This window comes from Nocardia sp. NPDC058176, from assembly GCF_042883805.1.
Lineage (GTDB): Bacteria > Actinomycetota > Actinomycetes > Mycobacteriales > Mycobacteriaceae > Nocardia.
The window spans coordinates 1,866,959-1,892,514 of sequence record NZ_JBHVVA010000001.1 but is presented as its reverse complement, the minus strand read 5'-3'; the positions used below and the strand labels follow the sequence as shown (position 1 = coordinate 1,892,514).

Here is a 25,556-nt window from a genome sequence, read left to right as displayed (position 1 = left end):
TGTGCGGAAGGTGGTGCCGATGTCTGGTCGGCGATGGCAGGTCGGTGGTGAGGTTGCCGGCGACGGATGTTGTCCGGCCGGGCGGCGCGGTACGGCGGGATGAGGGCGCCCAAGGCGAATATCGACCCGGATCGTGGCAAGAGCTGGTTGCGGCGTGCGTATCCGCTGGTGAAGGCGCATCGGGTGTTGTTGTTGAGTTCGCTCGGGTTGTCGTTCGCCGGGTTGGTGGTGCAGGTTCAGATTCCGAACGTGGTGCGGCACGGGATCGATACCGGCATCGGGGAGGGTGCGGGGCTGAGCACGTATCTGGGGTGGATTCTCGTGCTGGCGCTCGGGCAGGCGGTCGCGGCCTACGGTGCGCGCAGGCTCCTACTGCGGACCGCCTATGAGCTCGAATATGACCTGCGCACAACGATTTACGCGCACCTGACCCGGATGCCGTTCGGCTTCTACGACCGGGTGCAGTCCGGGGAACTGATGTCGCGGTGCAGTTCCGACATCCGCGCGGTGCAGATGTACCTGACCTTCGGCCCGTCGATCCTGGTGCAGTGCACGATCGCGCTGGTCGCCTTCGTGCTGATGCTGACCATCAATGTGCCGCTGGCCATCGTGGCGATGCTGACCATGCCGGTGATCGCGATCCTCGGTGTGTCGATGCGCAAGGCAATCTTCCCGGTCTCGTGGCTGGTGCAATCACGGCTCGCGCAGGTCGCCACGGTGGTGGCCGAGAACGTAGACGGCGTGCGCGTGGTGAAGGGATTCGCCGCCGAACAGCAGGAACTCACCAAGCTGGCCGGTGCCGCCGACGCGGTCGCGTGGGCCTACCGGACCGATGCGCAGATCCGCGGACGCTGGCAACCACTGCTGGAGAACTTGCCCCGCTTCGGGCTGACGCTGGTGCTGCTGGCCGGTGGCTGGATGGTCATCGAAGGCCATGCGACGGTCGGAACGATCGTCGCCTTCAACTCCTATGTGCTGATGCTGCAGCCGCCGTTCCGGATGCTCGGCATGATCATCATGATGGGCCAGCGCGCCGCCGTCTCCGCGCCCCGGCTCTACGAAATCCTCGACACCGCCTCGGATGTCGCCGACGCACCGGACGCGATCGACCTGCGCATCGGTGGCGCAGTGGAGTTGCGCGACGTGTTCTTCACCTACCCCAACGGCACCCCGGCACTGCGCGGGCTCTCGCTGTCGATCGCGCCCGGGGAGACCGTGGCCCTGGTCGGCGCGACCGGCTCCGGCAAGTCGACGGTCGCCCGGCTGCTCGCCCGCTTCTACGATCCCGAACACGGCGCGGTGGAGATCGACGGCCACGACCTCCGCACGGTGCACCTGGCCGCACTGCGCGAGCAGATCGGCATCGTGCCCGACGAACCGTTCCTGTTCTCGGTCTCCCTGCACGACAACATCGCCTACGGCCGCCCCGGCGCCACCCGCGCCGAGGTGGTCGCGGCCGCGATCGCCGCCGATGCCGACGGCTTCGTCCGTGAACTGCCCGAGGGCTACGACACGATCGTGGGCGAACGCGGCTACAGCCTCTCCGGTGGACAGCGCCAGCGCATCGCCATCGCCCGTGCGCTATTGATCAATCCGCCGGTGCTCGTGCTCGACGACGCCACCAGCGCGGTCGACGTCGCGGTCGAGCACCGCATCCACGAGGCCCTGCGCACCCTGCTGGCCGACCGCACCACGATCCTGATCGCGCACCGCCTGTCCACCATCGGGCTCGCGTCCCGGGTGGTGCTGATCGACGAGGGCCGGGTGGTGGCCTCCGGCACGCACGCGGAACTGCTCGACGACCCGCGCTACATCCAGGTGCTCGCCGACGGCGAGCCCTCCGACGAGGAAGCGGTGGCCAACCGATGAGCATGTTCGGCGGCGGTTTCGGCGGTCCCGGTGCGGGCAACGGCGACCGTGGCGGCGGTTTCGGTGGCGGACTCGGCGCGGGCCGCGGCGGCGGGATGGCCGCACCCGATTCGGGTCTGCCGTTCGCCGGGGTCCCCGCGGACCTGCTCGCCGGTGTCACCGCCCTGGAGAAGACCGAACCGCGACGACTACCACCTCCCGACGAATTCCTCGCGCGCGCACCGCAGGCGCCGCGACTCACCCTGACCCGCATCGTCACCGGTCAACCGAAACTGTTCGCCGCCGCGGTGGCCGCGGTCGTGGCCGAGACGGTGTTCCTGCAGGCAGGTCCACTGCTCGTGCAGATCGGCATAGATCACGGCATCGTCGCCCGCGATCTGACCGTACTCACCGTCGCCGCGCTGGCTTTCGGATTGTCGGTGCTGGCCACCGCGTTGGCCGCCTCGGCCCGCATCCGCGCCGGTGGACGGCTCGCGGCCGAGGCCATGCGCCGCCTGCGCGTGCGGATCTTCGGACAGCTGCAGCGCCAGTCGATGGACTACTTCACCACCGAGAAGTCCGGCGTCATCATGACCAGGATGACCTCCGACATCGAGGCGGTGCAGCAGCTGCTGCAGGAAGGCCTGAGCCAGTTCGCGATTCAGGTCCTGACGATGATCTCGGTGACGGTGGTGCTGTTCGCCTACAACGTCGAACTCGCCCTGTTCACGGTGCTGCTGGTCCTGCCCCCGCTGGCCGCGGCCTCGCTGTGGTTCCGCCACGCGGCCGATCGCGGCTACCGATGGCAGCGCGACAGTCTCGGCGCCATGTACGCCGACCTGTCCGAAAGCCTTTCCGGTGCACGGGTTGTCACCGCGCACAACCGGCAGGAGCGCAATACGGTCGCCCATCGCGGGGTGGTCGGTGAGTACCGCGACGCCAACGACCACACCGGCCACATCAACGCGCTCTACGGCGCGGGCACCTCCCTGGTCGGCATGGCCGGGCTCGGCGCGCTGCTGTTCGTCGGCGGGCGGATGGTCCTGGCGGGCACACTCACCATCGGCGAACTCACCGCCTTCGTGCTCTATCTGAACGCGTTCTTCCAGCCCATGCAGCAGTTGGTGCAGCTCTACACCAACTATCAGCAGGGCCGCGCGGCCGTGCAGAAGCTGGCCGAGCTGATGGACACCCCACCGACGGTGCCCGAGGCGGCCGATGCCGTGGATCTGCCGCCGATCGCGGGCGAGATCGTCTTCGACGACGTCCGTTTCGGCTACCACCCGGACCGCCCCGTGCTCGACGGCGTGCGCCTGCGGATCGCGCCGGGGGAGACGATCGCACTGGTCGGCCCGACCGGGGCGGGCAAGTCCACCCTCGCCCGGCTGGTCACCCGGCTGCACGACCCCGACTCCGGCCGGGTCCTCGTCGACGGCCACGACCTGCGCGAAGTCACCTTCGCCTCCCTGCGTCGACAGGTGGGCGTGGTACCCCAGGAGCCGTACCTGTTCGCGGGCACCGTCCGCGACAACATCGCCTTCGCGGTCCCCGACGCCCCCGACGCGCAGGTGTGGGCGGCCGTCGACGCTGTGGGCCTGCGCGCACTGGTCGAGGGCCTCGGCGGCCTGGACGCGCTCCTGCACGAGCGCGGCGAATCGGTGTCGGCGGGGGAGCGCCAACTGCTCGCGCTGGCCAGAGTGTTCCTGGTCCAGCCCCGCGCGGTGGTACTCGACGAGGCCACATCCAGCCTGGACGCGCACGCCGAACTCCAAGTCGAGGAAGCCCTGGACCGAATCCTCGACGGCCGCACCGCGATCCTCATCGCCCACCGCCTCACCACCGCCCTGCGCGCCGACCGCGTCGTCGTGATCGACGCCGGCGGCATCGCCGAGATCGGTTCACCCACCGACCTACTCGCCCGCAACGGCCACTTCGCCAACATGTACTCGACCTGGTCCCGCGGCCACCGACTGGCACCCTGATACGAAACGAGCCGCGCGACAAGACATGTCGCGCGGCTCGTTGCTTCGCAGGGTCAGTCCGTCTTCCATGCCTCGTGGAAGTTGGCCGCGGTGTAACCGGTGAAGGTGATGCTCACCTTCGGGGACACCGAGGTGGTCTGGGTCGCGTCGAACAGCGGGATGGCGTAGGTCTGGTCGAGCACGATGTGGCGGTGCAGTTGTTCGACGACTTCGCGCACCTGCTCCGGGCTGCCGGCCGCGAAATCGGCCGGGTAGCGCTCGAGCAGGTATGGGTCGTCGTAGAGGCTGCTGGTGTTGCCGGGGCCGAACAAGGTGCGCAGGCCCGCTTCCAGGGAAGACCGCTGGATCTTGCCGCCGACATCGCTGGAGGCATCCGCGGTGGTGAAGAAGGTGTCGTCACCGGTGCGGTTGATCAGCCGGACACCGAGCAGCTGCTTCCACTGCTGGGTGAGATAGGCCGCGGCGGGTACCACCCCGGATCCCTGCGTCGACCCGGCGATGGAGAATTCCAGTTTCTGGCCGTCCTTCTCCCTGATGCCGTCGGCGCCGGGACGCCAGCCCGCCTCGTCGAGCAGCCGCTTGGCCTCGTCGGGGTCGTAGGCCAGCTCCTTGTCGTAGGAGACGTAGGCCGGATCACCCTTGGGCAGTAGCGAATACGCGGCCGGGTAGCTGGGGGAGAGCGCGTCGCGCACGAGCGCGTCCCGGTCGAAGCCTATGCTCAGGGCGCGCCGGACCCGAGGATCGCCCAACGCCGGATTGCCCGGCCGCAGCGACAGATAGTCCGGGGCGGTCAGCACCGCGACATTCGCGTGGATGACGAATCCGGCCTGCTGCAGCCGCTCCTCGTCGATCGGCTGCACACCCTTGGCGACGTCGACCTGGCCGGATTCCAGTGCCTGCGCCCGCAATCCGAGTTCGCCGACGACCTTGATGACGACCTTGTCGAGATAGGCCGCACCCTTGTTGCTGTCATTGGCCGCGGGCCAGGCGTAGTCGTCGCGCCGCCGCAGCACCACCTCCTCACCGGGCTTCTCGCTGTCGAAGACGAACGGGCCCGAGGCGACGATCCGGCGCGGATCGGCCTGTTCCTTGCGGCTCAGCGCCAGGTAGGCATCGCCGACGATGCCGCGGGTCTTCTGGGTGAGGAAGCGCGGCACGTGCCGGTTGGGCGCGTTCAACCGCACGGTCACCACATCGCCTGCGCCGACCGCGGACTCGTAGGTGCCCGCCCACGGTGCCTCCGGGGCGAACCCGAGTTCGGCGTCGCCCTTGCCCCAGCGATCGAAGTTGCGGGCGACGACCTCGGCGGTCAGCGGGGTGCCGTCGCTGAACGTGACACCCTGGCGGATGGTGAAGGTGTACTCGGTGGCATCGGCGTTGACCGTCCACTCGGTCGCCAGGTGCGGCACCAGTTCATAGGTGTCCGCATCGAGCGTGAGCAGCGTGTCGGCCAGCGAATTCCACACCGCCACATTGGTGTAGCGCGTCGCACCGCTGATCGGCCAGGCGATCGGCGACACGTCACCGTAGACGAGCGTGCCGCCGCGCACCGGGTCACCGGTGGGACCGGTACCGTCACCCGGGGCGGGCACGGTCGAGCAGGCCGCCAGCACGGTGGCGGCAACGGCGACGACGGTGCTCGCGAGGAGCCGTCCTGATCTCATCTGTCTCACTGTCCGATCTCGACGGGAACCGCTGTGGCCCCGAGGGTTTCGCGTGGATCGGGCAGCCCGAACCGTTCGCGGATGGTGGCCTGCTCGTAGCGCGTCGGGTACGCCCCTTCGGCCTGCAGGATGGGCACGACCTGGTCGACGAACCGCCGCAGGTCGCCGTTGAGCACGGGCAGGTGGATGTTGAAGCCGGACACCGCGCCCGCGCCCCACCAGTCGAGGATGTGGTCGGCCACCTGCCGTGGCGTCCCGACGAACACCCGGTGTCCGCCGCCGGGCCCGCTGCGCCGCACGAGCTGACGCAAGGTGATCTCGGCGCCGTCGACCAGTTCGTAGATCGCCTTGCTGTGCCCGATCGGCCAGGCCTGGTCCTCCTGCGGTGCGAACCACTCCGCGCGCAGTGGCTTGTCGGGGTCGTGACCGGCCGGAATCCGGTGGCGCACCGAGCGTTTACCGAGGAACGCGGCCACGAGCTCGTCCTCGTCACGCACGCCCTCGAGCTCTTCGTGGCGCCGTAGCGCCTCGGCCTCGGTGTCGCCGAGGATCACGGTGAGCCCGGGGAACAGCCGGATGCGGTCGCGCGCCCTGCCGTGCCGCTCGGCGGCATCGTCGAGGTCGCGCAGGTAGCCGAACGCCGATTCCTTGGTGTGCAGATTGGCGTAGACGATCTCGGCGTGCTTGCCCGCGAAGTCGATCCCCGCCGGTGACGCCCCCGCCTGCGAGATCACCGGATGCCCCTGCGGGCCGATCGGCACGTTCAGCGGGCCGGTGACGTCGAAGAACTCGCCGTGATGGTGGATCGGCCGCGCCGTGGTCTCGTCCCAGAGCGGACCGTCGGGGACCTCGCCCTCGGGCGCGTCCCAGCTCAACCACAGCTTCTTGACCACCTCGACGAACTCGTCGGCCCGCCGGTACCGAACCTCCCTGGGCGGCAACGGTTCCGCGCCGTAGTTGGCCGCGATGTCGGGATTGAAGTTCGACACCGCGTTCCAGATCACCCGGCCACCGGAGATCGCGTCCAGCGAACCGATCCGCCGCGCCAGGTTGTAGGGCGAGTTGTAGGTCGAGGACGCGGTGAGTACGAACCCGATGTCGGGCACCGCGGCGGCGATGGCCGAGAACAGCACCGTCGGGTCGAACAGGTGGGTCGGTGCCCGGGAGGGGTCGCGGGAGAGGGCGGGGTGGTCGGAGACGAAGATCGCGTCGAGCACGCCCGAGCGGGCGATCTCGGCGGACTCGCGGTAGTAGTCGAACTCGTTCCACCGATTCCACTTGGTGCCGGGCCACTTCCACGACTGCGCTGCCGTGCCGGTGCCCTGGATGGCGGCGGCCAGTGTCAGCCGGCGGCCATGACTTGGGGTCATGTCGATTACCTCAGTTCTTGCTAGATGGAGCGCCAGGTCTGTAGTCGGCGGCTGAGCCGGGCCAGTGACACGACGGTGAGGACGAGGACCACACCGGGCAGCGTGGTGATCCACCACGCCGAGGCCAGGTAGTTGCGGCCCTCGGCGACCAGCACGCCCCACTCGGGGGTCGGCGCGGGTTCGCCGTAGCCGAGGAAGCCCAGGCCGGAGATGGCCACGATCGAATGCGAGATCTCGATCGCGACCAGCGCCAGCACCGGACCCGCGGAGTTGGGCAGGATCTCGCGGAAGATGATGTGCGGGGTGGTGAACCCGCTCAGCGCGGCGGCTTCGACGAAGTCGAACTTGCGCACCCGCAACACTTCCGCGCGCAACAGCCGGGCGAAGGTGGCCACCGAGGTGATGCCGATCGCGATCGCGATGATCACCACGCCGGGCCCGATCGCGGCGACGATGGTCAGCGCGATCAGGAAGCCGGGCAGGGCCAGCAGGACGTCGACCACGCGCATGATGACCGCCTCGACCCAGCCGCCCAGCGCGCCCGCGAGCAGACCGAGCGTGGTGCCGACCACGAAGCCGATGACGATGGCGATGGTCGCGCCCTGCAGGGTCAGCACGGTGCCGTGCACGGTGCGCGCCCACATGTCGCGGCCGAGCTGATCGGTGCCGAACAGGTGCTCGAGGCTCGGTGGGCGCAGTTTGATGCTCGGGTCACCGGTGAGCGGGTCCGCGGTGGCGAACCAGCCGGGGAACAGCGCCCAGGATGCGGCGGTGAGCAGGATCAGCACCGCCAGCGCGTCGAAGATCGAGATCCGGCGCAGGCGGGTCAGCGGACTCGCGCGGACGGGTGCCGCCACCGGATCCACCGGTGGCTCAGGGAGTTTCGTCAAGGACAGTTCGGACATGAGGGACTCCTGGCTCACACGGTGCGCTCGCCCGCACGCTCGGTGCTGAGCGCGATGCGGGGGTCGAGCAGCGGATAGAGCAGATCGACGACGAGGTTGATGACGACATAGACCGCCGCGAACAGCACGACGAAGCCCTGGACCAGCGCCAGGTCCTGGTGCGTCACCGCTTTCGCGAGCACCTGCCCGACGCCCTGACGGGAGAACACCGTCTCGGTGACGACGGTGCCCGCGATGAGCCCGCCGAGCAGCAGCCCGAGGATGGTGATCGCGCTGCCCGCGGTGTATTTGAGCAAGTGCCGGAAGTAGATTCGTGATTCCGAGGCGCCCTTGGCCCGCAGCACCGTCACGAACGGCTGACGCTGGGCGTTGTCGACCGCCTTGACCATCACCTGGGCCAGCGGCGCCGACAGATACAACCCGAGGATCGTCGCGGGCACCAGCAGCGAGAGCACACTGCCATCCGGGAAGATCGACATCACCCGCAGCCGGAACGAGAGGAACTGCAGCACCACCAGACCCAGCCAGAACGACGGGATGCCCGCGATGAACGGCGGGATGTTGGAGACGATCTCGCGCAACTTCGTGTGCTGGGTCAGCGCCGTGGTGGTCACGATGGCCAGCGCGATCAGGAACGCCAGCACGATCGCGGCCGCGGTCAGTTCCAGCGTGGGCCCGATCGCCCGGCCGAGTTCGGCGGTGACCTCGCGGCCGCTGACGAACGAATAGCCGACATTGCCCTGGAACACCCCGCCGAGCTGGCTGAAGAACTGTTCCACGATCGGCTTGTCATAGCCGTAGTAGGCCTTCATCACCTGGATGCTCTCCTCCGGCAACGGGCTCTCGCCCGAGGACAGGAAGTTGGTGATGGGATCACCCGGCAGCAGCTGGATGCCGACGAAGGTGGCGGTGTAGGCACCGAGCAGCACGGCCGCGGCCTGGCCGACCCTGGCAGCGAGATAGCGGTACATCACCGCTCCAGCCACGCGGTTTGGAACCGCGGCGCGGTGTAACCGCTGAACTCGAGGTGCAGTCGCGGGCTGTGCGCCACGACCTGGGTGGGGTCGTAGAGCGGGATCGAGAGCACCTGGTCGATCAGCACGAACCGCAGTTGCTTGCGCACCAACTCCTTGATCTGCTCGGGATCGGTGGCCGCCAGATCCTGGTTGATCAGCTCGATGAGTTCCGGGAAGTCCTGCAGGTTGTTGGCGTTGCCCGGTCCGAACGCGGTGAGCTGGCCGGTGTCGAGGGAGGTGCGGGTGCTGCGCAGACCGACATCGGGATCGCTCGCGGTGCTGTTGGCGAAGGTGTCGTCGCCGGAGCGGTCGATGATCTTGACGCCCAGGGTCTGCTTCCACTGCTGGGTCAGGTAGGCGCCCGCGTCGACCACGCCACCGCCCTGGGAACCCCCGGCGAGGGTGATCTCGAGCTTCTTGCCGTCCTTCTCGCGGAAGCCGTCGGCGCCGACCCGCCAGCCCGCCTCGTCGAGCAGGCGCTTGGCCTCCTCGGGGTTGTAGGCGAGTTCGCTGTCGAAGGAGACGTAGCTGGGGTCCTTCTTCGGCTGCAGGGTGTAGACGGGGGCGTAGCTGTCCGACAGCGCGTCCCGGGAGAGCGCCGCGCGGTCGATGCCCAACGTGAGCGCTTTGCGGACGCGGACGTCGGCGAGCACGGGATTGCCGGTGCGGATCGCGTAGCTGTCCGGGGAGGCCAGCACGGCGATATTGGGCCGGATGACGAAACCCTGCTGGGCCAACCGGGATTCGTCGGTCGGCAGCACACGCGTGGCCGCCTGGATCTGATCGGATTCCAGTGCCTGCGCGCGCAGCCCGAGTTCGGGGATGACCTTGATGACGACCTTGTCGAGGTAGGCCTCGTCCTTGTTCTCGACATTCGCGGGTGGCCACGCGTAGCCGTCGCGCCGCGTCAGCACGACCTCCTGGCCGGGGGTCTCGCTCTCGAACACGAACGGGCCGGAGGCGACGATGTTCTTCGGATCGGACTGTTCCTTGAGGCTGAGCTTCAGGTACGCCTCGCTGGTGACCCCGCGCTGGGGCTGGGCGAGGAACCGCAGCACATGACGGTTCGGCTTGGACAGCTTCACCGTCACCACGTCACCGGTGGCCGAGGCCGACTCGTAGGCGCCCGCGAACGCGGGATCGGGGGTGAAGCCGAGTTCCTTGTCGCCCTTGCCCCAGCGGTCGAAGTTCTCGACCACCACCTGCGGGGTCAGCGCGGAGCCGTCGCTGAAGGTGACGCCCTCGCGAATGGTGAAGGTGAACTCGGTATTGGTGGGATCGGCGGTCCACGCGGTCGCCAGATGCGCGACCAGTTCCCCGGTCTCGGGGTCGAAGGCGACCAGCGAATCGGCCAGGTTGGTCCACAGTGCGGCCTGGGTGTACTGCGAGGCCCGGCCGATGGGCCAGATGGGCGGCACGATGTCGCCGTAGGTCAGGGTGCCGCCGCGCACGGGATCGCCCCCGGCGGAGGATCCGGCGTGATTGCCCGCCGAGCACGCACTGAGCAGGCTGGCGGCGGTGAGGAGGGCGACGCTGCTCGCGAGGAGCCGTCCTGCTCTCATGATGTATCTCTCTTCTCGAGGCGGACTGAGGGACGCCAGCCTGCCAGCGAGAAATCAGCGGTTACAGCGTGTTTGTCTACGGGATACCTAAAGCTGCGCTGAACGCCGAAAGTGCCGTCGCGACCGGCTTAATGGATCGGGTGAGCGATCGATTTGTGCACCTCAACGTCAATTCCAATGGTCTGGGCAGGCACCAGGCCGGCTGGCAGCTCAGCGAACGGCCGCGCGAATTCCTCGACCTGTCCGCCTGGGAGGAGCTGGCCAGGATCGCCGAACGTGGCCTGCTCGACGCGGTGTTCCTGGCCGACACCCTGGCCAGTTCGGATTTCGCCAAGCCGTGGAACGCCTTCGACCCGTTCTTCCCGCTGGTCGCGGCCGCCAGGGTGACGAGCCGGGTCGGCCTGGTGGCCACGGTGTCGTCGACTTTTCGCGAGCCCTACGACATCGCCCGGCTGGCGTCTTCGCTCGACTTCGCCTCCGACGGTCGGGCCGCGGTCAACATCGTCACCACCATGTCGGCGGGCGCAGCGGCCCAGTACGGCCGAGACGCCTTGCCCGAGCGCGACATTCGCTATGGGCGGGCGGCAGAGACGTTCACCGTCATCAAGCAGTTGTGGGATTCGTGGGCGCCGGACGCGCTGGTCGCCGATTCCGGCACCAACACCTTCGTCGACGAGAGCAAGGTCCGCACCGTCGACTTCCACGGCGAGCACATCCGGCTGAAGGCGCGCTTCCAGTTCCCCCGCTCGCCCCAGGGCCGACCGGTGGTGTTGCAGGCGGGCGGTTCACCGCAGGGCATCGAGCTGGCCGCCGAGCACGCCGACGCGGTGTTCAGCGCCGCCCACACCCTGGAAACGGGACAGGAGTTCTATCGCACGCTCAAGGCACGCGCCGCCGCCCACGGTCGTCGTCCCGACGAAATCCTCGTCCTGCCAGGGCTGTTCATCGTTCTCGGCAGCACGGAGGCCGAGGCGAAACAGCGCCGGGCGTGGCTGGACGGGCTGACCACCGTCGAGGACCGCCTGTCCGGTCTGCGGGCACTGGCCACCCGCCTCGACGTCCCCGCCGACAGCCTGGACCTGGACAAGACCCTGCCCTGGGACCTGATCGAGCGCCCGGACTGGAAACCGCGCAGTATCGGCTTCGCCAATGCCACCCTCACCGTGGCCAAGCGGGAGAACCTGACCGTGCGCGAACTGCTCGCCCGCGACATCGTCGGCCACCGCACCATCGTCGGCACCCCCGAACAGGTCGCCGACTCGATCGAGGAATGGTTCACCCAGGGTGCCGCCGACGGGTTCAACTTCAATTTCGACGTGTTCCCGCAGGGGCTCGAGCAGATCGTCGACCACCTCGTGCCCGAGTTGCAGCGGCGCGGCATCTACCGCACCGAGTACACCGGAACCACCCTGCGCGAAAACCTGGGCCTGCCCGTGCCCGCCGGTGCATAGTGGCCTGAGCAACCTCTCCTGCCTCCGCTGACGTTTCGCCAGGGGTTGGTCAGGCACGCCCAGGGGTGGGCGATCAAGGAGTGACATGGCTCGACAGGCAGATACCGGGATTCCCGATCTCCGGCGCATGATGTTTTTGTGTGATCTCGCCGAACTCGGTACCGTCGTCGCGGTCGCCGAACGGCGCAACATCACCAGTTCCGCGGTGTCCCAGCAGCTTCGCGTGCTCGAGGACGAGATCGGCGTGATCCTGTTCCGGCGCGACGGGCGCACCTTCGGCCTCACCCGCAGCGGCGAGGTCCTCGTCGAACACGTCCGCCACGTGCTGGCGGCGGTCGACGAGGCGGTGAGCGCGGTCGCCGCCACCGGGAAGACGGTCGCCGGGCGGGTCACCGTCTCCGGCTTCACCATCTCCATCCCCGGCCTGATCGCCCCCATGGTGCAGCGACTCAGCCGCGACGTGCCCGACCTGCGCACCCGGGTACTGCAGATCGACAGCGTCGCCGCCGTGCGCGCGCTGCGCCGCGGCGAGCTCGATCTCGCCGTCACCTGCTGGTACGACTTCCGTGGCGGGGAGTCACTGACCGGGCTGATCAGCGAGGAGATCATGGTCGACCCGATCGTCCTGCTCGCCCCCGAACGGCTGCACCGACGCGTCAGGATGTCGGGCCTGACCGCCCTCGCCGATGAACCGTGGATCACCGCGCCCCCCGGCGGCCCCCTGGCCACCGCCGCCGCCCGCGCGGCCGACGCCGCCGGCTTCACGATGAAGGTGGCCCACCGCATGGAGGGCGCGCAGAACGTCGCCCAGTTCGCCGCCAGCGAGGTCGCCTCCGCGATGGTCCCGCTGCTGGCGGTACCGCCCGGCGCCGAACACCTCATCGTCGACGGCCTGGAACTCGGCGGCCGCTCGATCTGCGCCACCTATCGCGAAGGCCGCCACCGCGATCCGAACATCCTGGCCTTGCTGCAGGTCCTGCGCTGCGTGGTCGCGGAACGCTCCACGGCCCCCGTCCGGACGACCGAACTCGGCGCAGCGTCCTGATCACCGCGGGCCCCGCCGCGATCTCGGGAGCCTGCGGCCGCGGGTGACGATGGTGTCCACGCATACGATCCTCGCGAGACATCCCGAGCTCGACGAGGAGTTTGTTCGTGTTCATCGACCGCGCCCACCTGGACGCCGACGACCTGCCCGGCGGCCAGTGGCCGTCCACCGTCCCGGCCGTCGCGGCGCTGCATGGCCGGGGCCTCGAGTTCACCCGGCCGGTGACGATCCTGGTCGGGGAGAACGGTTCCGGTAAGTCCACCCTGGTCGAGGCCATCGCCGAACAGTTCGGGCTCGATGCCGAGGGCGGACGCCTGTCGGTGCCCGGCGGCAATCGAGACATCCCGAAGTCCGAACTGGGACAGGTCCTGCGCCTGCGGCACACCGCGGCGGGCGAGCGGATGCGGCGGGCGCCACGGTTGCAGCGCAAAGGCTTCTTCCTGCGCGCCGAAACCGCTGTCCTCACCCAGCAGCGGTTCTCGCAGGCGCTCGGCTACTGGCCGGAGGACACCGAGGTGATCAGCCACGGCGAGGGATTCAAGGCGATGATCTCGGCCATGATGGACGGACCCGGTCTGTTCGTCCTCGACGAACCCGAATCGGCCCTGTCGTTCACCTCGTGTCTGGAACTGGTCGGCCGGATCTACGCCCTGGCCGAGTCGGGTGCCCAGGTCGTGTGCGCCACCCATTCGCCGATTCTGGCGGGGACACCCGGGGCGCAGATCATCGAACTCGGCGAGGACGGATTCCGCTACGTCGAGTGGGAGGAACTGCGCCTCGTCGACCATTGGCGCCGGTTCCTGGACGACCCGTACACCTACACGCAGCACTTCCTCTGACAACCCTGCCGAGGGTCGGCGCGGGGACAGCGGCCGACACTCGCCGGCGGCGACTACGTCGTCTCGGCCGATTCCGGCCGGTCGGGCAGGGCGGTCGGGTCCGTGTCCAGGGGGATGAGGTCGTTGACGTGGAATACCGCTCGGCTCAACCGGACTCGCCAGCGGCTGCCGTCGGGACCGACCGCCTCCCAGTCGATCCGGTCACGGTGGGTCGGGACCACCACCAGCGCGGCGGCGACCGGTTCCCAGAGGACCAGATGGTTGTAGAGACTGGGCAGTTCGCCGGTCTCGAAGACCGCGTCCACCCGCCCGATCGGCGCATCGTCGGCGGGTACGACGGCATCGAACCAGGTCCAGGACTCGACGGCCGGTACCCAGGTGATCAGCTCACCGCGATGGATGTTGCCGAGCAGAGCATTGCGGGCCCGCGTCGGCGGCAGTCCGGTGAGCACCGGGGCGAGGACGGTGTGTCCGCGCAGGCTCGCGGCCAGCGCGGGATCCACCTCACCCAGCGCGGCGAGCAGGTCCACCGCCGCCGCGCGCGACCGGGCTGCGGTCGCGGCGATGCGGTGGGTGCTCAGGAAGTCGTGCGCCTCACGCAGTTTCGACGCCCGGTCACCACCGGCCAGGGCCGCGGTGGTCCCCACCGGCAGGGCCGGATCGTCGAGGATCTCCCGCAGCGCTTCGACCGTGTCGCTGTCGAGAACCGGCTGATCGACGAGATGATCGGGCACCGTCAACTCCTGAGGAACGGGTAGGCGCGCAAGGCGCGCGACGGAACGCCGAAGGTGGCGCGATGGGTGACGTCGAAGAACGCGTTGATGCCGTTGCGGCGCCGCGCCCCGACCGAGCGGTGATAGTCCGGGCCGTCGGCGCCGTTCATGATGGCCCGGGTGTTGTTGAAGTCGCGTAGTTCTCGCTGCAGCGCCACGAAATGGGTGCCGGGCCTGCCACCGTCGAGGGTGGCGAAATCGCGCCGGTTGATCACCGGCACGTTGTTCACCCTGGCGCGGGCCGCGGCCTGGGCGTGCCCGACGATGCCGTACTCGCCGACGGTCTGCTCGTACTTCTCGTAGTCGCTGGGCGCGTCGTCGCTGAGCGCCTCGGCCTGGGCGGCGGTGACGGTCGGCGCGAACATCAACGCCGCCTGCTGATCCCGGTTCTGCGCGTGCCACCGGTCGACATCGAGTTCGATCCGGCTGACGTGCTGGGTGGTGCCCCCGGTGAGAGGTCCCTCGGTGATCGTGATCGACTCCTCGGTGGCCTGGCTGCCCTTGTGCACCGAGTGAAAGCCCAGCAGCAGCGGCGAATTCGCCGGGACGTCGAGCTGGGGCAGCGCCTCGGCGGCCAATCCCTCCCCGACGAAGCCGCTGCGCACCTCGAGCACCTTCAGGAACTCGCCCTGACCGTGCGCACCGGCGCCGAACAGCGTCGCGTGGATGTCGTCGAGGACATCCTGATGGTCGCTGGCCGTGTGGAAGATCGCGTGCGGGGTGTCGAGGACCGGGTCCTCCCAACGCGACATGCGCGCGGGCACGTTGATGAGTCCGGTGTGCTCGGTGTACCGGTCCCAGTACGTGTGCCCCCAGCCGACGGTGGCCAGGAACCCGTCACGACCGTAGGGATAGCGCTCCTCGAGCGCCGACAGCGCGGCTTCGAGGTGCGCGGCCGCGGCGGGACCGGGACTGCCGACGATGTCGACCAGGATCAGCTGCTGGCGGCGCGGGGGGACGGGACGCCCATTGGCGTCCCGTCCGAAACTCGCTTCCCACTCGTGCTGACCGGCGGGCCTGCCCGTCATGCCGTCTGCAGGGCGAACTCGGCCTCGTAATCGAGAGCGAGCGAGCCGAATCGGTCCGCCAGGTCGGTGGTCCCGGTGCCCGGGATGCTGAGATTGAACAGCGCCGCCGTGCGGCCGGTGGCCACCCGCGGGTTCTCCACGGCGGTGAGCACCGCCGAGGCGATGCTGTCGCGGCTGACGAGCCCGTCGGCGTAGGGATCCTGGCTCAGCCGGGTCTGGTAGGACTCGTCGTGGATCGTCGACAGCCAGGTCGGGCGCAGGATCGTGTACGGATTGCGGCCACCGCGCAGGTGCGCCTCGAGCGAGCGCAGCGCCCACGTGTTGGGCTTGGCGTTCTGGTGCGCGGCACCGTGCCCGACGAGGAAGTGCGAGATCAGCACGATGTGCAGATCGGGCTTGTCGGCGCTGATCCGGTCGAGGATGCGATGGCCGAGGATGCGCCCGGCCTCCTCGCCGTCGGTGGGCTGCCACATGCCGCTCGGCCCGGCCACCGAGGGCGCGAGCACGAGCGCGTCGGCGGCGGCCAGCAGCGTGTCGGCCTCCTCCAGGGTGACGAAATCACCGGGGGACAGGTAGCTGTGGCCCCGCGACACGGCCAGGCTCTCGGCCTGGTCGTGGGTGTTCCAGGTGCCGTTGACGAAGTGGTACGCGGGGTTGTCCGCCTCGGAATAGACCGGGGCGAACTCGACGATCTGGGCCATGATGGCTCCTTGCTGGTGGGAACTGACCGGGACGAACCGGTCTTTCGAGCTTGCGGGCCGCGACGGGTGCGAACAACGCTGTGCGGCTTTACGAATCCGGTAGCCGAACTTCCTGGTCAGCCCCGGTCGGCGCCCACGGCGATCGGTCGTGCCGGGTCGCTGCGATACTGCGACAGCGAGCCCGCGTAGTAGCCGGCTGGCACACCGATCTTGGCCAGCGCCAGCACGCTCAGGGCCGCCGCATTGCCGACACCGCAGTACAGGCCCACCGCGGTATCGCCTTCGACACCGAGTTCCCGGTACTGGGCACGCAGCTCCTCGTCGTCCTTGAGCAGGCCGTTCTCGGTCAGGTTGGCCGCACCGGGCAGGTGCCCAGCGCCGGGGATGTGACCTTCCGCGTACGGCTCCGCACCGCGGGTGTCGAGCAGTACGCCCGAGCGGGCCAGCTCGGCGGCACCGTCGGCATCCAGCGCGGGCAGCGAACCGGTGGTGACCACGAACTCGCTCGCACCCTCGGCGGCGACCTCGTCGGTCAGCGCGCCCCCAGCGGCGGTCCACGCCTCGGCGCCACCGTCGAGGTAGCGCACATCGGGCACCCCGGCCCAGCGCAGCGTCCACCACGCGCGGGCGGCCACGGCCGGCGCCTCGGGGCTGTAGACGACCACGATCGAGTCCGTGGTGATGCCCCACCGGCGCACCGCGGCCTGGATCTGCTCGGCTGCGGGCAGCGGGAACGTACCGGAGGTCTCGGTCTCGGGACCGGCGAAATCGGCGATCGTCACGGCATGCGCACCCGGAATGCGCTGGCCCGCTTCGGTTTCGGCGAGGGTCTCGCGGCGCACCTCGAGCACGACGACCTCGCGTCCGTTGGCGATCTTCTTCTGCAGTTTCTCGGCGGTGATCGCGACGCGATCCACCCGGACCGGGGTACTCGTCATGGTGGTTCCTTCCACTTCGTGGTCTCCCGCCGGAGTCTGGTAGCGGCGAGATCGCGAAACCACGAGGTTCACCTACACCTTTCGCGTAGCCGAACCCGGTGTTTTCCGCTCGCGCGCGCCGATAGCGTTCCGGCTGTGATCATGTCTGTCCTGGAACTTCGCTGTTGACGCTGCCCGCGTCCGCCCTCGCCGCGCCTGCCCGCCGCGCTGCCCGAAGCTCCACCCGAAAGCGACACGATGACCTCCCGACAGCTGCACCTCAACGTCAATGCCAACGCCCTCGGCCGCTCGGCCGGTGGCTGGCGACTGCGTGACGACCCGCTGGGCTTCCTCGACCTGAGCGTCTGGGAAGACCTGGGCCGCACCGCCGAGCGCGGCCTGCTCGACGCGGTCTTCCTGGCCGAGACCCACGGCTTCTCCACCGCCGAGTTCGCCCGCCCGTGGAACGCCTTCGACCCGTTCGTCACCCTGACCGCGATCGCCCGCGCCACCGAACACATCGGTCTGGTCGCGACCGTGTCCTCGACCTACCGGCACCCGTATCACATCGCCCGCCTCGGCTCCTCGCTCGATCACGCCTCCGGCGGCCGGGCCGCGATCAATGTGGTGACCACCATGTCCCCGCGCGCGGGAGCCCAGTTCGGCCTGGCTGCCCACCCCGACTACGACACCCGCTACGCGCGCGCCGACGAGGCCATCCAGGTGATCACCGCACTGTGGGACTCCTGGGAACCCGACGCCCTGGTCGCCGACCGCACCACCGGCCTGCTGACCGACCCGGACCGCGTGCGCGAGGTCGACTTCCGCGGCGAGCACCTGTCGGTGCGCACCCACTTCCAGCTGCCGCGCTCACCGCAGGGCCGGCCGGTGCTGCTGCAGGCGGGCGCCTCGACCCAGGGCATCGAGCTCGCGGCGAAATACGCCGACGCCGTGTTCTGCGCCGCGCAGAGCATCGACCAGGGCGCGCGGTTCTACCGCACCGTCAAGGACCGGGCCGCGGCCCACGGCCGCGACGGCGCCGAGATCCACATCCTGCCCGGACTGTTCCCGATCATCGGCAGCACCGAGGCCGAGGCGAGGGAACGGCACGCACTGCTCACCGACCTCGACCCGAACCACGATCAGATCGGCGCCCTGGCGAACACCCTCGGCCTGCCGCCCGAGAGCCTCGTCCTCGACCGGCCACTGCCATGGGACCTGGTCGACGCGCCGGGCCGCACCCCACGCAGCCACGGCTTCGCCAACGCGATCCTCGAGACCGCCCGCGCCGAAAACCTCACCGTCCGTGCGCTGCTCGCGCGCGACCTCGGCGCAGGCCACCGCGTCGTGGTCGGTACACCGGAGCAGATCGCCGACGACATCGAGCGCTACTTCACCGCCCGCGCCGCCGACGGCTTCAACCTCAACATCGACTATTTCCCCGACGGCCTGGAGCGGATCGTCGACCAGGTGATCCCGATCCTGCAGCGGCGCGGCCTGTTTCGCACCGAGTACGCCGCGACGACCCTGCGCGGCAATCTCGGTCTGCCCATCGTGGCCCCGGCCGCGCACCGTTCCACGGCCGTCGCGGCCAAGGCCTGAGCCCGAGGAGACGTCATGAGCATCGCCACCACCGCCCCCGCGGCGGCCACGACCCCGGCCACCACCGACGAGATCCTGCTCGATGTGCGCGGGTTGCGCGTCGCTGCGGGCGAGCAGCAGATCCTGCGCGGCATCGACCTGTCGGTGCGGCGCGGCGAGTTCCTCGCCATCGTCGGCGAATCCGGTTCCGGCAAGACCACCTTGGTCAACACCGTGCTCGGCCTGCTCCCGCCGGGCTTCACCATCGACGCCGACCGGCTCGACCTGGCCGGACTCGACCTGCGTGCCCTGACGGCCAAGCAGCTCAACAGCATTCGCGGCAAGCGCATCGGCTACGTCCCGCAGGATCCCGGCACCTCGCTCGTCCCGGTCAAGACCGTCGGCGCGCAGGTCGGCGAGATCTTCCGGCTGCACCGCCGCGACCTCTCGCGCGCCGAGGTGACACGGCGCTCGGTGGAGCTGCTGGAGCGCGTCGGGATCGACAACCCGGAGCAGCGGTTGCGCCAGTACCCGCATCAGCTCTCCGGCGGCCAGCGCCAGCGCGTGCTCATCGCCATCGCCTTCGCGCTCGACCCCGAGGTCCTCATCGCCGACGAGCCGACCTCGGCGCTCGATGCCACCGTGCAGCAACAGGTCATGGAGGTCTTCGCCCAGCTGGCGCTGGAATCGAACACCACGGTCCTGTTCATCACCCATGACATCGCGCTGGCGACCGACTACGCGACCCGGCTCGTCGTCCTCAAGGACGGTGCGGTGCTCGAAGACGGTTCCCTGGAATCGGTGGTGGTGCGCTCGCCGCAGGAATACACCCGGTTCCTGCTGCGCGGGATCGAGGCGCCACCGGCCCGGCCACGCGCCCCGGAGCGCGCGCACACCCGCACCGTCATCGAGGTCAGCGGTCTCGACAAGGTCTTCGCGCTGCGCGGTCGGCGCACCGGCACGATCCACGCGGTCAAGGATGTGAGCTTCCAGGTCGCCGAGGGCACGACCTTCGCCCTGGTGGGGGAGTCGGGCTCGGGCAAGTCGACCACCGCCCGGCTGATCCTGGGACTGGAACGACCGACCGGCGGCTCGGTTCGATTGTCGGGCACCGAGATCGACGTCTCCTCGGCCCGATCGCGGCGGGCGCTGTGGCGCAACATCCAACTCGTGCACCAGAATCCGTACGCCTCGCTGAACCCGCGCGACTCGGTCGCCGAGCTCGTCTCCGCGCCGCTGCGCGCCCATCGTCTCGGCAACCGCCGCGAGCGGGCGGCGCGCGTCACCGAACTGCTCGACTTCGTCGCCCTGCCCGCCGCCCTGGCAGGCCGCAAGCCCGCCGAACTCTCCGGTGGGCAGCGGCAACGCGTCGCGGTGGCGCGGGCGCTGGCCCTGCAGCCGAAGATCCTGGTGCTCGACGAGCCGACCTCGGCCCTCGACGTGGTCACCCAGGCGCAGGTCATCGACCTGCTGCGACGACTGCAGCGCGAACTCGACCTCACGTATCTGTTCATCTCCCACGACCTGGTGCTGGTGCGCGACTTCGCCGACCACACCGCCGTGCTCAGCCGCGGCGAACTCGTCGAGCAGGGCAGCGTCGACGACGTGCTGCGCGCACCGCGCTCGCCGCAGGCCCGCGCCCTCGTCGACGCCGAACCGGGCAGGCGCGGCCGCGGGTTGCTCGAACAAGGCCGCGCGAACGACGCGGCCACCACCGAAAAAGGAGCAGTGGCATGACCGAAAAGCGGCAGCTCGGCACCGTGGGCCCGCAGGTCTCACCCGTCGGCCTCGGATTCATGAGTTTCCGGCTCTCGGCCGACGAGGCCGAGGAACAGCAGTCCAAGGCGGTGGTCGACGCGGCCATCGACGCGGGCATCACCTTCTTCGACACCGCCGACGTCTACGGTCCGAAGTTCAGTGAGAAGCTGCTCGGCCGCGCGATCAAGGGCCGCCGCGACGACCTGGTGATCGCCACCAAGTTCGCCAACGCGCTCGACCGCGACACCAACCCCGACGCCCGTCGCGTCGACGGCAGGCCCGAATACGTCCGCACCGCTGTCGAGGGGTCGCTGCGCAGGCTCGGCGTCGACCACATCGACCTGTACTACCAGCATCGCGTCGACCCGCAGGTGCCGATCGAGGACACCGTCGGCGCGCTGGCCGACCTGGTCGAGGCGGGTAAGATCCGCTTCTACGGCCTGTCCGAGCCCGGTCCGCAGACCATCCGCCGCGCACACGCGGTGCATCCGGTGACCGCCATCCAGAGCGAATGGTCGCTGTTCAGCCGCGATATCGAGCAGCACACCGTGCCGGTCGCCCGCGAACTCGGCATCGCGCTGGTGCCGTACTCGCCGCTGGGCCGGGGCTGGCTCACCGGTGCGGTGCGTTCCCGCGACGACCTGAGCGGCCGTCGCCTCGACCACCCGCGCTTCGCCGAGGAGGTGTTCGCGACCAACCGGCAGCTGGCCGAGGAAGTGATCGCGGTGGCCGCGGAGGTCGGCGTGGCACCGGGACAGGTCGCGCTGGCGTGGGTGCTCGCGCGCGGCACCGACGTGGTGCCGATTCCCGGCACCCGGCACCCGGAGTTCGTGCGGGAGAACGCCGGTGCGGTCGGCGTCGAGCTGAGCCAGGAACAGACCGCGCGGCTGGAGAAACTGGCCGACCAGGTCGCGGGCAGCCGCTCGGCGCGGCCGGAGAACCTCGGCACCGAGGCACCGCCCGCCACACCGGCCTGAGCAGTCCGGGTGGGCGTCCGCCGTCGGCGCCCACCCGGCTGGTCGAAGGGAGACCAGCACCGATGGACCTACGGCGGATGATGCTGCTGGTCGACCTCGCCGAACTCGGATCGATCGCCGCGGTGGCCGAACGCCGCAATCTGACGAGTTCGGCTGTCTCACGCCAGCTTCGGCTGCTGGGCGAGGAGCTGGGCGCCGAGCTCTACCGCAGTGACGGGCGCACGCTCGGCCTGACCCACAGCGGCGAGGTGCTCGTGGAGCACGCCCGCTCGGTGACCCGCACCGTCGACACGATGCTGAGCGCGGTGGCCGCCTCCCGGGACACCCTCGACGGTCAGGTCGTGATCTCCTGCTACAACATGGGTGTCGCGCTGTTCGCCGGTCCGGTCGTGCAGCGGCTGAGCCGGTCCGATCCCGACCTGCGCGTCCAGGTGCGCCAGGCGTCGAGCGCCGCCGCCCTGCGGTTGCTGCGCCAGGGCGAGATCGACCTCGCCGTCACCATGCGTTACGACTTCGCCCCGCGCCCCTCGATGACCGGGCTGGCCGCCGAACAACTGTTGCACGAGCCGCTGGTCCTCGTCGCCCCCGTCGAATTGCACGCCGCGGTCCGCGAACACGGACTCGGCGCGCTCGCCGGCCAGCCGTGGGTCACCGGTCCCGAGGACAGCGGCCTCGGCGTCGCGCTGCGCCGCCTCGGCGAGACCGTCGGCTTCACACCGCAGATCAAATACCGGGTGATCGGCGCCAAGAATGTCGGTGACCTCGCCGCCACCGAGGTGGTCACCGCTCTCGTCCCCGATACCGCTGTCCCACCGCAACTTCGGGCCCTCGTGCTCGACCCGCCCGCGCACGTCGACCTCGGCGGCCGCGTCATCAGCGCCCTCGTCCGCGAGACCAGCCGCCGCGACCCGAAACTCTGGCTGGTCCTGCGCGCGCTGCGCGCCGTGGTCGCCGATCAGTGGCCTGCGCCCTGGGACAACGCGGCCATGCAGCCCGCCGACTGAGCGAGCCGGGTCAGGACGAGCGTGCCGCGCGCAGCAGTCGCAACTGGCCGACCTCGGCCGCGTTCTTCATCAATTCCGCATGGGCCCAGGCGATCATGTGCGCCATCGTGAGTTCGGTATCGGCCTGCCACGGAAACGCCGAAGTCGCGTCGAGGTCCGCGTCGTCGAGGTGGTTCAACACCTCGTGCCACGCGTCGCGCAGGCCGCGCAGCCACTCGACGGTCGGCTGTCCCGGGCCGGGCCAGGCGATGTCGGCGCGCTCGCGCGGGACCTGTCCGCGCGCGTGGTCCAGCGCGACGCTCCACCACCAGCCGATGTGCCAGGTGAGCCATCCCACCGTCGGGACCGGGATGGGCTCGGGCTCGACCTCGGCCCAGTCCGGAACCCAACCGCCACTGCCGGTTTCGTGCATCGTCCAGCACAGATCGGCCGGCTGCCACAGGAAATCGTCCGGTTGTAGTTGTTCGAGGTGCAGGTCGAACAGTGACCACACCAGATCGAACTGCCAGCGCAGTACCTCACACCGTGTCGTAGACATCGGGGGATGGTGGCACACCCGGGGGTGGCTCGAAAAGGCATTTCCCGGGGAGACCGGGTTTCAGTCGATCCCAGGACCGGCTGGGACGGTCAAGCAGAAGGGATGTCCCGAAGGATCGAGGAACACCCGCCAGCGATCGGGCGCGGGCTGAAAGTCCGCCTTGACCGCGCCGCACGCGATCGCCGCCCGCTCACCGTCATCGAGATCGGCGACGAACAGATCCAGATGCATCTGCTTGGGTACCTCGTTGCCGGGCCAGTCCGGTGCCCGATGATCGGCCACCCGCTCCACGGTCAACATCACCCCGTCCCCCTGCAACACGACCAGCTCCTCGGACTCGTACCGAACCTCGAACCCGAGCAGCTCCCGATAGAACTCGGCGAGCCGATGCGGCTCCGCACTGTCGAGCGACACCGCTCCGAACCTGATCTTCCCGCTCATCACACCCCCGAACCCATGGCCCCGGCCTCGTGCCACGGGCCGCCACTACCTGCCATCGATACCACAGGGCCACGACGCGGCGGCAGAATCGGGACCGTCTGGATCACCAGGTCGGCGCCCAGGACTTCGGGGAGGCGGTCAGGGTGTGGTGCCTTCGATCAGATCGATGATCTCGGAGGTGGGGCGGACATCGCCGAAGGATCGGTAGATCGTGTGGAGGGTGGCGTTGTGGTCCCGGTCGCGGCGGGCGGCATTGCCGTCGGCCACCATGAGCACGCGAAAGCCGAGCGTGCTGGCATCGCGAGCGGAGGACTCGCAGCACACGTTGGAGACCGTCCCGGTGATCAAGACCGTGTCGATATCGCGTCGGCGGAGCAGCTCCGGCAGCTCGCTGCGACCGGGGAAGAAGGCACTGAACGCGGACTTCTCGACGAACAGATCGTCCTCGCGAACATCCATCTCATGCCACAGACGCTCCGGAATCGACCCGGAATCCGCTGAGTGACTGTAGATCTCGGCGACCGCCGCCCCGAAGAACTCGACCGCCGCCGCCGACGGCTCACCCACCGCCGGCACCACCCAAACCACCGTTCCCCCTGCCGCACGCAAGGATTCGGCAAGACAGTTGATGTTGGGCACGACCCCACGACCATAAGCACTCTCGGCAACATGAAATGTCACCATGTCGACCACAACCAGCGCCGTCCGCCGAGGCTCCAGCACAGGATAGGCGAACCGCCGCCCCCGCCGCGCCTCGTGCCGAGCATATTCCCGCTCCTCGATCCACCAATCGTGCAGCACAGCCCCAGCCCGTTCGACATCCACGACTACGCAGTCTCGCACCACCCAGGGACATGATGGCCACCGGGCGGTTGAGGTCTGCTGCGAGGTACCAGTCGGAAATGACGCCCTTCTCCGGCCTGGCGGGGCGACTATGCTGGCGGTGCGGGACGGGGCCGTGGTGTGGCTCCGATACGAAGCTTTGCCGGTTCTCGGGTTACGGAGCAGAGTTCATGTCGATCTCGGTCAGTGCTCAGGGGCTGCGGTCTCGGTTGACGCGGATGGTTTCGGGTGTCGTGGTGGTGGCGCTCGGGGTTGCGGCTGTGTCGTGTGCGAGTGAGGAACCGCGCGGTGGTGGGGTGGCGTCGTCTCCGGTGGCCTCCGTCGCGCCCAGTCGGCCTGCCGGGTCTCCTGATCTGGGATCGCCCGAAGTGGTGGCGCAGGGGATCGATGTTCCGTGGGGACTCGCGTTCCTGCCCGATGGAACGGCGCTGGTGGCCGAGCGTGATTCTGGGCGAATCGTTCAGGTGGCGGCCGGGCGTGCGCCGGAGCCGTTCTACGAGGTGCCGGGGGTGGTTGCGCGGGGTGAGGGTGGGCTGCTCGGGCTCGCCGTCGATCCCGCGTATGCCGAATCCGGGTATGTCTACGCCTATTTCACCGCCGAGGACGACAACCGGATCGTGCGGTTCCGTGCGGGTGGTGAGCCGGAAGTGGTGTTCGACGGAATCGCGAAGGCGGGCAACCACAATGGTGGCCGGATCGCGTTCGGGCCCGATGGGATGCTGTACGTCGGTACCGGGGATGCCGGGCGGACCGAACTGTCGCAGGATGCGTCCAGCCCGAATGGCAAGATCCTGCGGCTCACGCCCGACGGGGCGCCGGCCCCGGGGAATCCGGAATCGGGATCGCCGGTGCTGAGCCTCGGCCATCGCAATGTGCAGGGCCTGGCCTGGGACCGCGCGGGCACGCTGTTCGCCGCCGAATTCGGTCAGAATCGCCTGGACGAGATCAATGTGATCGAGCCGGGCGGCAACTATGGCTGGCCCACCGTCGAGGGTGGGGGCGGTGCCGACGGCGGTTTCCTCGATCCGGTCCTCACCTGGTCGACCGCGGAGGCATCGCCCTCCGGTATCGCCATCGCGGGCGACACGCTGTACGTGGCCGCCCTGCGCGGCGAAAGACTGTGGACCGCAACGGTCTCCGACGGCTCGGCCACAGACCCGCAGGACTTCTTCCGCGCCGACTACGGCAGATTGCGTACCGTCGAGGTCGCCCCCGACGGCGCCCTCTGGCTCACCACCTCCAATACCGACGGACGCGGCGACGTCCAGAGCGGCGACGACCGCATCCTCCGGTTCCCTGCCCGCTGACCACTT

The 25,556-nt window shown here is 69.3% G+C and carries 22 protein-coding genes; 10 read left to right on the top strand and 12 right to left on the bottom strand.

The genetic code is table 11. The features are described from left to right. Nucleotides 1-99 precede the first annotated feature (99 nt). Nucleotides 100-1,869 carry an ABC transporter ATP-binding protein gene (locus ACFVVM_RS08875; RefSeq protein WP_387614986.1) on the top strand — a complete coding sequence of 590 codons (1,770 nt, stop codon included), beginning with the start codon at nt 100-102 and terminating at the stop codon, nt 1,867-1,869. After that, entirely contained in the window at nt 1,866-3,830 is a 1,965-nt protein-coding gene (locus ACFVVM_RS08870) for an ABC transporter ATP-binding protein (RefSeq protein ID WP_387614984.1), read from the top strand. The genes ACFVVM_RS08875 and ACFVVM_RS08870 overlap by 4 nt, the downstream gene beginning before the upstream one ends. A gap of 53 nt (nt 3,831-3,883) precedes the next feature. On the opposite strand, the gene ACFVVM_RS08865 is transcribed toward ACFVVM_RS08870, so the two are convergent. From ACFVVM_RS08865 to ACFVVM_RS08845, 5 genes are read right to left on the bottom strand one after another with little or no spacing between them, the layout of a single operon-like run. After that, nucleotides 3,884-5,494 (bottom strand): ABC transporter substrate-binding protein, encoded by a 1,611-nt coding sequence (locus ACFVVM_RS08865; protein WP_387614981.1) that lies wholly within the window; start codon nt 5,492-5,494, stop codon nt 3,884-3,886. Nucleotides 5,495-5,499: 5 nt separating this feature from the next. After that, the gene (locus ACFVVM_RS08860) at nt 5,500-6,864 is read right to left on the bottom strand and encodes an NtaA/DmoA family FMN-dependent monooxygenase (RefSeq protein WP_387614979.1); all 1,365 of its coding nucleotides are present in this window, start codon (nt 6,862-6,864) and stop codon (nt 5,500-5,502) included. Nucleotides 6,865-6,884: 20 nt separating this feature from the next. Beyond that, on the bottom strand, nt 6,885-7,769 hold the full coding sequence (locus ACFVVM_RS08855; RefSeq protein ID WP_387614976.1) for an ABC transporter permease: 885 nt from the start codon (nt 7,767-7,769) through the stop codon (nt 6,885-6,887). Between the two features lie 14 nt (nt 7,770-7,783). Further along, nucleotides 7,784-8,755: an ABC transporter permease gene (locus tag ACFVVM_RS08850; RefSeq protein ID WP_387614973.1), complete on the bottom strand. Its 972-nt coding sequence runs from the start codon at nt 8,753-8,755 to the stop codon at nt 7,784-7,786. Beyond that, complete coding sequence (locus ACFVVM_RS08845) at nt 8,740-10,347, bottom strand: ABC transporter substrate-binding protein (protein ID WP_387614970.1); 1,608 nt, start codon at nt 10,345-10,347, stop codon at nt 8,740-8,742. The genes ACFVVM_RS08850 and ACFVVM_RS08845 overlap by 16 nt, the downstream gene beginning before the upstream one ends. A 140-nt stretch (nt 10,348-10,487) precedes the next feature. On the opposite strand from ACFVVM_RS08845, the gene ACFVVM_RS08840 reads away from it, so the two are divergent. The 3 genes from ACFVVM_RS08840 to ACFVVM_RS08830 all read left to right on the top strand — a co-directional run bounded on the left by ACFVVM_RS08840 (nt 10,488) and on the right by ACFVVM_RS08830 (nt 13,682). Beyond that, on the top strand, nt 10,488-11,798 hold the full coding sequence (locus ACFVVM_RS08840) for an NtaA/DmoA family FMN-dependent monooxygenase (protein ID WP_387614967.1): 1,311 nt from the start codon (nt 10,488-10,490) through the stop codon (nt 11,796-11,798). An 85-nt stretch (nt 11,799-11,883) separates the two neighbouring features. Continuing rightward, a complete protein-coding gene (locus ACFVVM_RS08835; RefSeq protein ID WP_387614964.1) occupies nt 11,884-12,843 on the top strand; it encodes a LysR family transcriptional regulator in 960 nt (319 codons plus the stop codon). A 107-nt stretch (nt 12,844-12,950) separates the two neighbouring features. Next, entirely contained in the window at nt 12,951-13,682 is a 732-nt protein-coding gene (locus ACFVVM_RS08830; RefSeq protein ID WP_387614961.1) for an AAA family ATPase, read from the top strand. A gap of 53 nt (nt 13,683-13,735) precedes the next feature. On the opposite strand, the gene ACFVVM_RS08825 is transcribed toward ACFVVM_RS08830, so the two are convergent. From ACFVVM_RS08825 to ACFVVM_RS08810, 4 genes are all read right to left on the bottom strand, one after another. Then, complete coding sequence (locus ACFVVM_RS08825) at nt 13,736-14,416, bottom strand: hypothetical protein (protein ID WP_387614958.1); 681 nt, start codon at nt 14,414-14,416, stop codon at nt 13,736-13,738. 2 nt (nt 14,417-14,418) lie between these two features. Beyond that, the gene (locus ACFVVM_RS08820) at nt 14,419-15,483 is read right to left on the bottom strand and encodes a hypothetical protein (protein WP_387614955.1); all 1,065 of its coding nucleotides are present in this window, start codon (nt 15,481-15,483) and stop codon (nt 14,419-14,421) included. Further along, nucleotides 15,480-16,184, bottom strand: a complete 705-nt coding sequence (locus ACFVVM_RS08815) for an NAD(P)H-binding protein (protein WP_387614952.1) — start codon at nt 16,182-16,184, stop codon at nt 15,480-15,482. The genes ACFVVM_RS08820 and ACFVVM_RS08815 overlap by 4 nt, the downstream gene beginning before the upstream one ends. A 116-nt stretch (nt 16,185-16,300) precedes the next feature. Then, a complete protein-coding gene (locus ACFVVM_RS08810; RefSeq protein ID WP_387614949.1) occupies nt 16,301-17,122 on the bottom strand; it encodes a sulfurtransferase in 822 nt (273 codons plus the stop codon). 237 nt (nt 17,123-17,359) lie between these two features. On the opposite strand from ACFVVM_RS08810, the gene ACFVVM_RS08805 reads away from it, so the two are divergent. The 4 genes from ACFVVM_RS08805 (at nt 17,360) to ACFVVM_RS08790 (ending at nt 22,421) form a co-directional block, all read left to right on the top strand. Next, on the top strand, nt 17,360-18,703 hold the full coding sequence (locus tag ACFVVM_RS08805) for an NtaA/DmoA family FMN-dependent monooxygenase (RefSeq protein WP_387614946.1): 1,344 nt from the start codon (nt 17,360-17,362) through the stop codon (nt 18,701-18,703). Between the two features lie 15 nt (nt 18,704-18,718). Further along, complete coding sequence (locus ACFVVM_RS08800) at nt 18,719-20,419, top strand: dipeptide ABC transporter ATP-binding protein (protein ID WP_387614943.1); 1,701 nt, start codon at nt 18,719-18,721, stop codon at nt 20,417-20,419. After that, nucleotides 20,416-21,417 carry an aldo/keto reductase gene (locus ACFVVM_RS08795; protein ID WP_387614940.1) on the top strand — a complete coding sequence of 334 codons (1,002 nt, stop codon included), beginning with the start codon at nt 20,416-20,418 and terminating at the stop codon, nt 21,415-21,417. Before ACFVVM_RS08800 ends, ACFVVM_RS08795 begins: the two co-directional genes overlap by 4 nt. 62 nt (nt 21,418-21,479) lie before the next feature. Beyond that, nucleotides 21,480-22,421 (top strand): LysR family transcriptional regulator, encoded by a 942-nt coding sequence (locus ACFVVM_RS08790; RefSeq protein WP_387614937.1) that lies wholly within the window; start codon nt 21,480-21,482, stop codon nt 22,419-22,421. 10 nt (nt 22,422-22,431) lie between these two features. Here the strand turns inward: ACFVVM_RS08790 and ACFVVM_RS08785 are convergent, their stop codons facing one another. The 3 genes from ACFVVM_RS08785 to ACFVVM_RS08775 form a co-directional block, all read right to left on the bottom strand. Further along, nucleotides 22,432-22,959: a DinB family protein gene (locus ACFVVM_RS08785; protein WP_387614934.1), complete on the bottom strand. Its 528-nt coding sequence runs from the start codon at nt 22,957-22,959 to the stop codon at nt 22,432-22,434. A 60-nt stretch (nt 22,960-23,019) separates the two neighbouring features. Next, nucleotides 23,020-23,373 (bottom strand): VOC family protein, encoded by a 354-nt coding sequence (locus ACFVVM_RS08780; RefSeq protein ID WP_387614931.1) that lies wholly within the window; start codon nt 23,371-23,373, stop codon nt 23,020-23,022. 165 nt (nt 23,374-23,538) lie between these two features. Next, nucleotides 23,539-24,225 (bottom strand): isochorismatase family protein, encoded by a 687-nt coding sequence (locus ACFVVM_RS08775; RefSeq protein WP_387614928.1) that lies wholly within the window; start codon nt 24,223-24,225, stop codon nt 23,539-23,541. Nucleotides 24,226-24,461: 236 nt separating this feature from the next. Between ACFVVM_RS08775 and ACFVVM_RS08770 the strand changes: the two genes are divergently transcribed. Continuing rightward, complete coding sequence (locus ACFVVM_RS08770; protein WP_387616796.1) at nt 24,462-25,550, top strand: PQQ-dependent sugar dehydrogenase; 1,089 nt, start codon at nt 24,462-24,464, stop codon at nt 25,548-25,550. Nucleotides 25,551-25,556: the final 6 nt, after the last annotated feature.

Bases quoted from the DNA above. Each gene is read 5' to 3' on its own strand.
- ACFVVM_RS08810 (WP_387614949.1), bottom strand. From the start codon at position 17,122: ATGACGAGTACCCCGGTCCGGGTGGATCGCGTCGCGATCACCGCCGAG.
- ACFVVM_RS08860 (WP_387614979.1), bottom strand. From the start codon at position 6,864: ATGACCCCAAGTCATGGCCGCCGGCTGACACTGGCCGCCGCCATCCAG.
- ACFVVM_RS08770 (WP_387616796.1), top strand. From the start codon at position 24,462: ATGGTTTCGGGTGTCGTGGTGGTGGCGCTCGGGGTTGCGGCTGTGTCG.
- ACFVVM_RS08875 (WP_387614986.1), top strand. From the start codon at position 100: ATGAGGGCGCCCAAGGCGAATATCGACCCGGATCGTGGCAAGAGCTGG.
- ACFVVM_RS08815 (WP_387614952.1), bottom strand. From the start codon at position 16,184: ATGGCCCAGATCGTCGAGTTCGCCCCGGTCTATTCCGAGGCGGACAAC.
- ACFVVM_RS08785 (WP_387614934.1), bottom strand. From the start codon at position 22,959: ATGTCTACGACACGGTGTGAGGTACTGCGCTGGCAGTTCGATCTGGTG.
- ACFVVM_RS08820 (WP_387614955.1), bottom strand. From the start codon at position 15,483: ATGACGGGCAGGCCCGCCGGTCAGCACGAGTGGGAAGCGAGTTTCGGA.
- ACFVVM_RS08790 (WP_387614937.1), top strand. From the start codon at position 21,480: ATGGACCTACGGCGGATGATGCTGCTGGTCGACCTCGCCGAACTCGGA.
- ACFVVM_RS08870 (WP_387614984.1), top strand. From the start codon at position 1,866: ATGAGCATGTTCGGCGGCGGTTTCGGCGGTCCCGGTGCGGGCAACGGC.
- ACFVVM_RS08835 (WP_387614964.1), top strand. From the start codon at position 11,884: ATGGCTCGACAGGCAGATACCGGGATTCCCGATCTCCGGCGCATGATG.
- ACFVVM_RS08795 (WP_387614940.1), top strand. From the start codon at position 20,416: ATGACCGAAAAGCGGCAGCTCGGCACCGTGGGCCCGCAGGTCTCACCC.
- ACFVVM_RS08800 (WP_387614943.1), top strand. From the start codon at position 18,719: ATGAGCATCGCCACCACCGCCCCCGCGGCGGCCACGACCCCGGCCACC.
- ACFVVM_RS08845 (WP_387614970.1), bottom strand. From the start codon at position 10,347: ATGAGAGCAGGACGGCTCCTCGCGAGCAGCGTCGCCCTCCTCACCGCC.
- ACFVVM_RS08855 (WP_387614976.1), bottom strand. From the start codon at position 7,769: ATGTCCGAACTGTCCTTGACGAAACTCCCTGAGCCACCGGTGGATCCG.
- ACFVVM_RS08865 (WP_387614981.1), bottom strand. From the start codon at position 5,494: ATGAGATCAGGACGGCTCCTCGCGAGCACCGTCGTCGCCGTTGCCGCC.
- ACFVVM_RS08805 (WP_387614946.1), top strand. From the start codon at position 17,360: ATGACCTCCCGACAGCTGCACCTCAACGTCAATGCCAACGCCCTCGGC.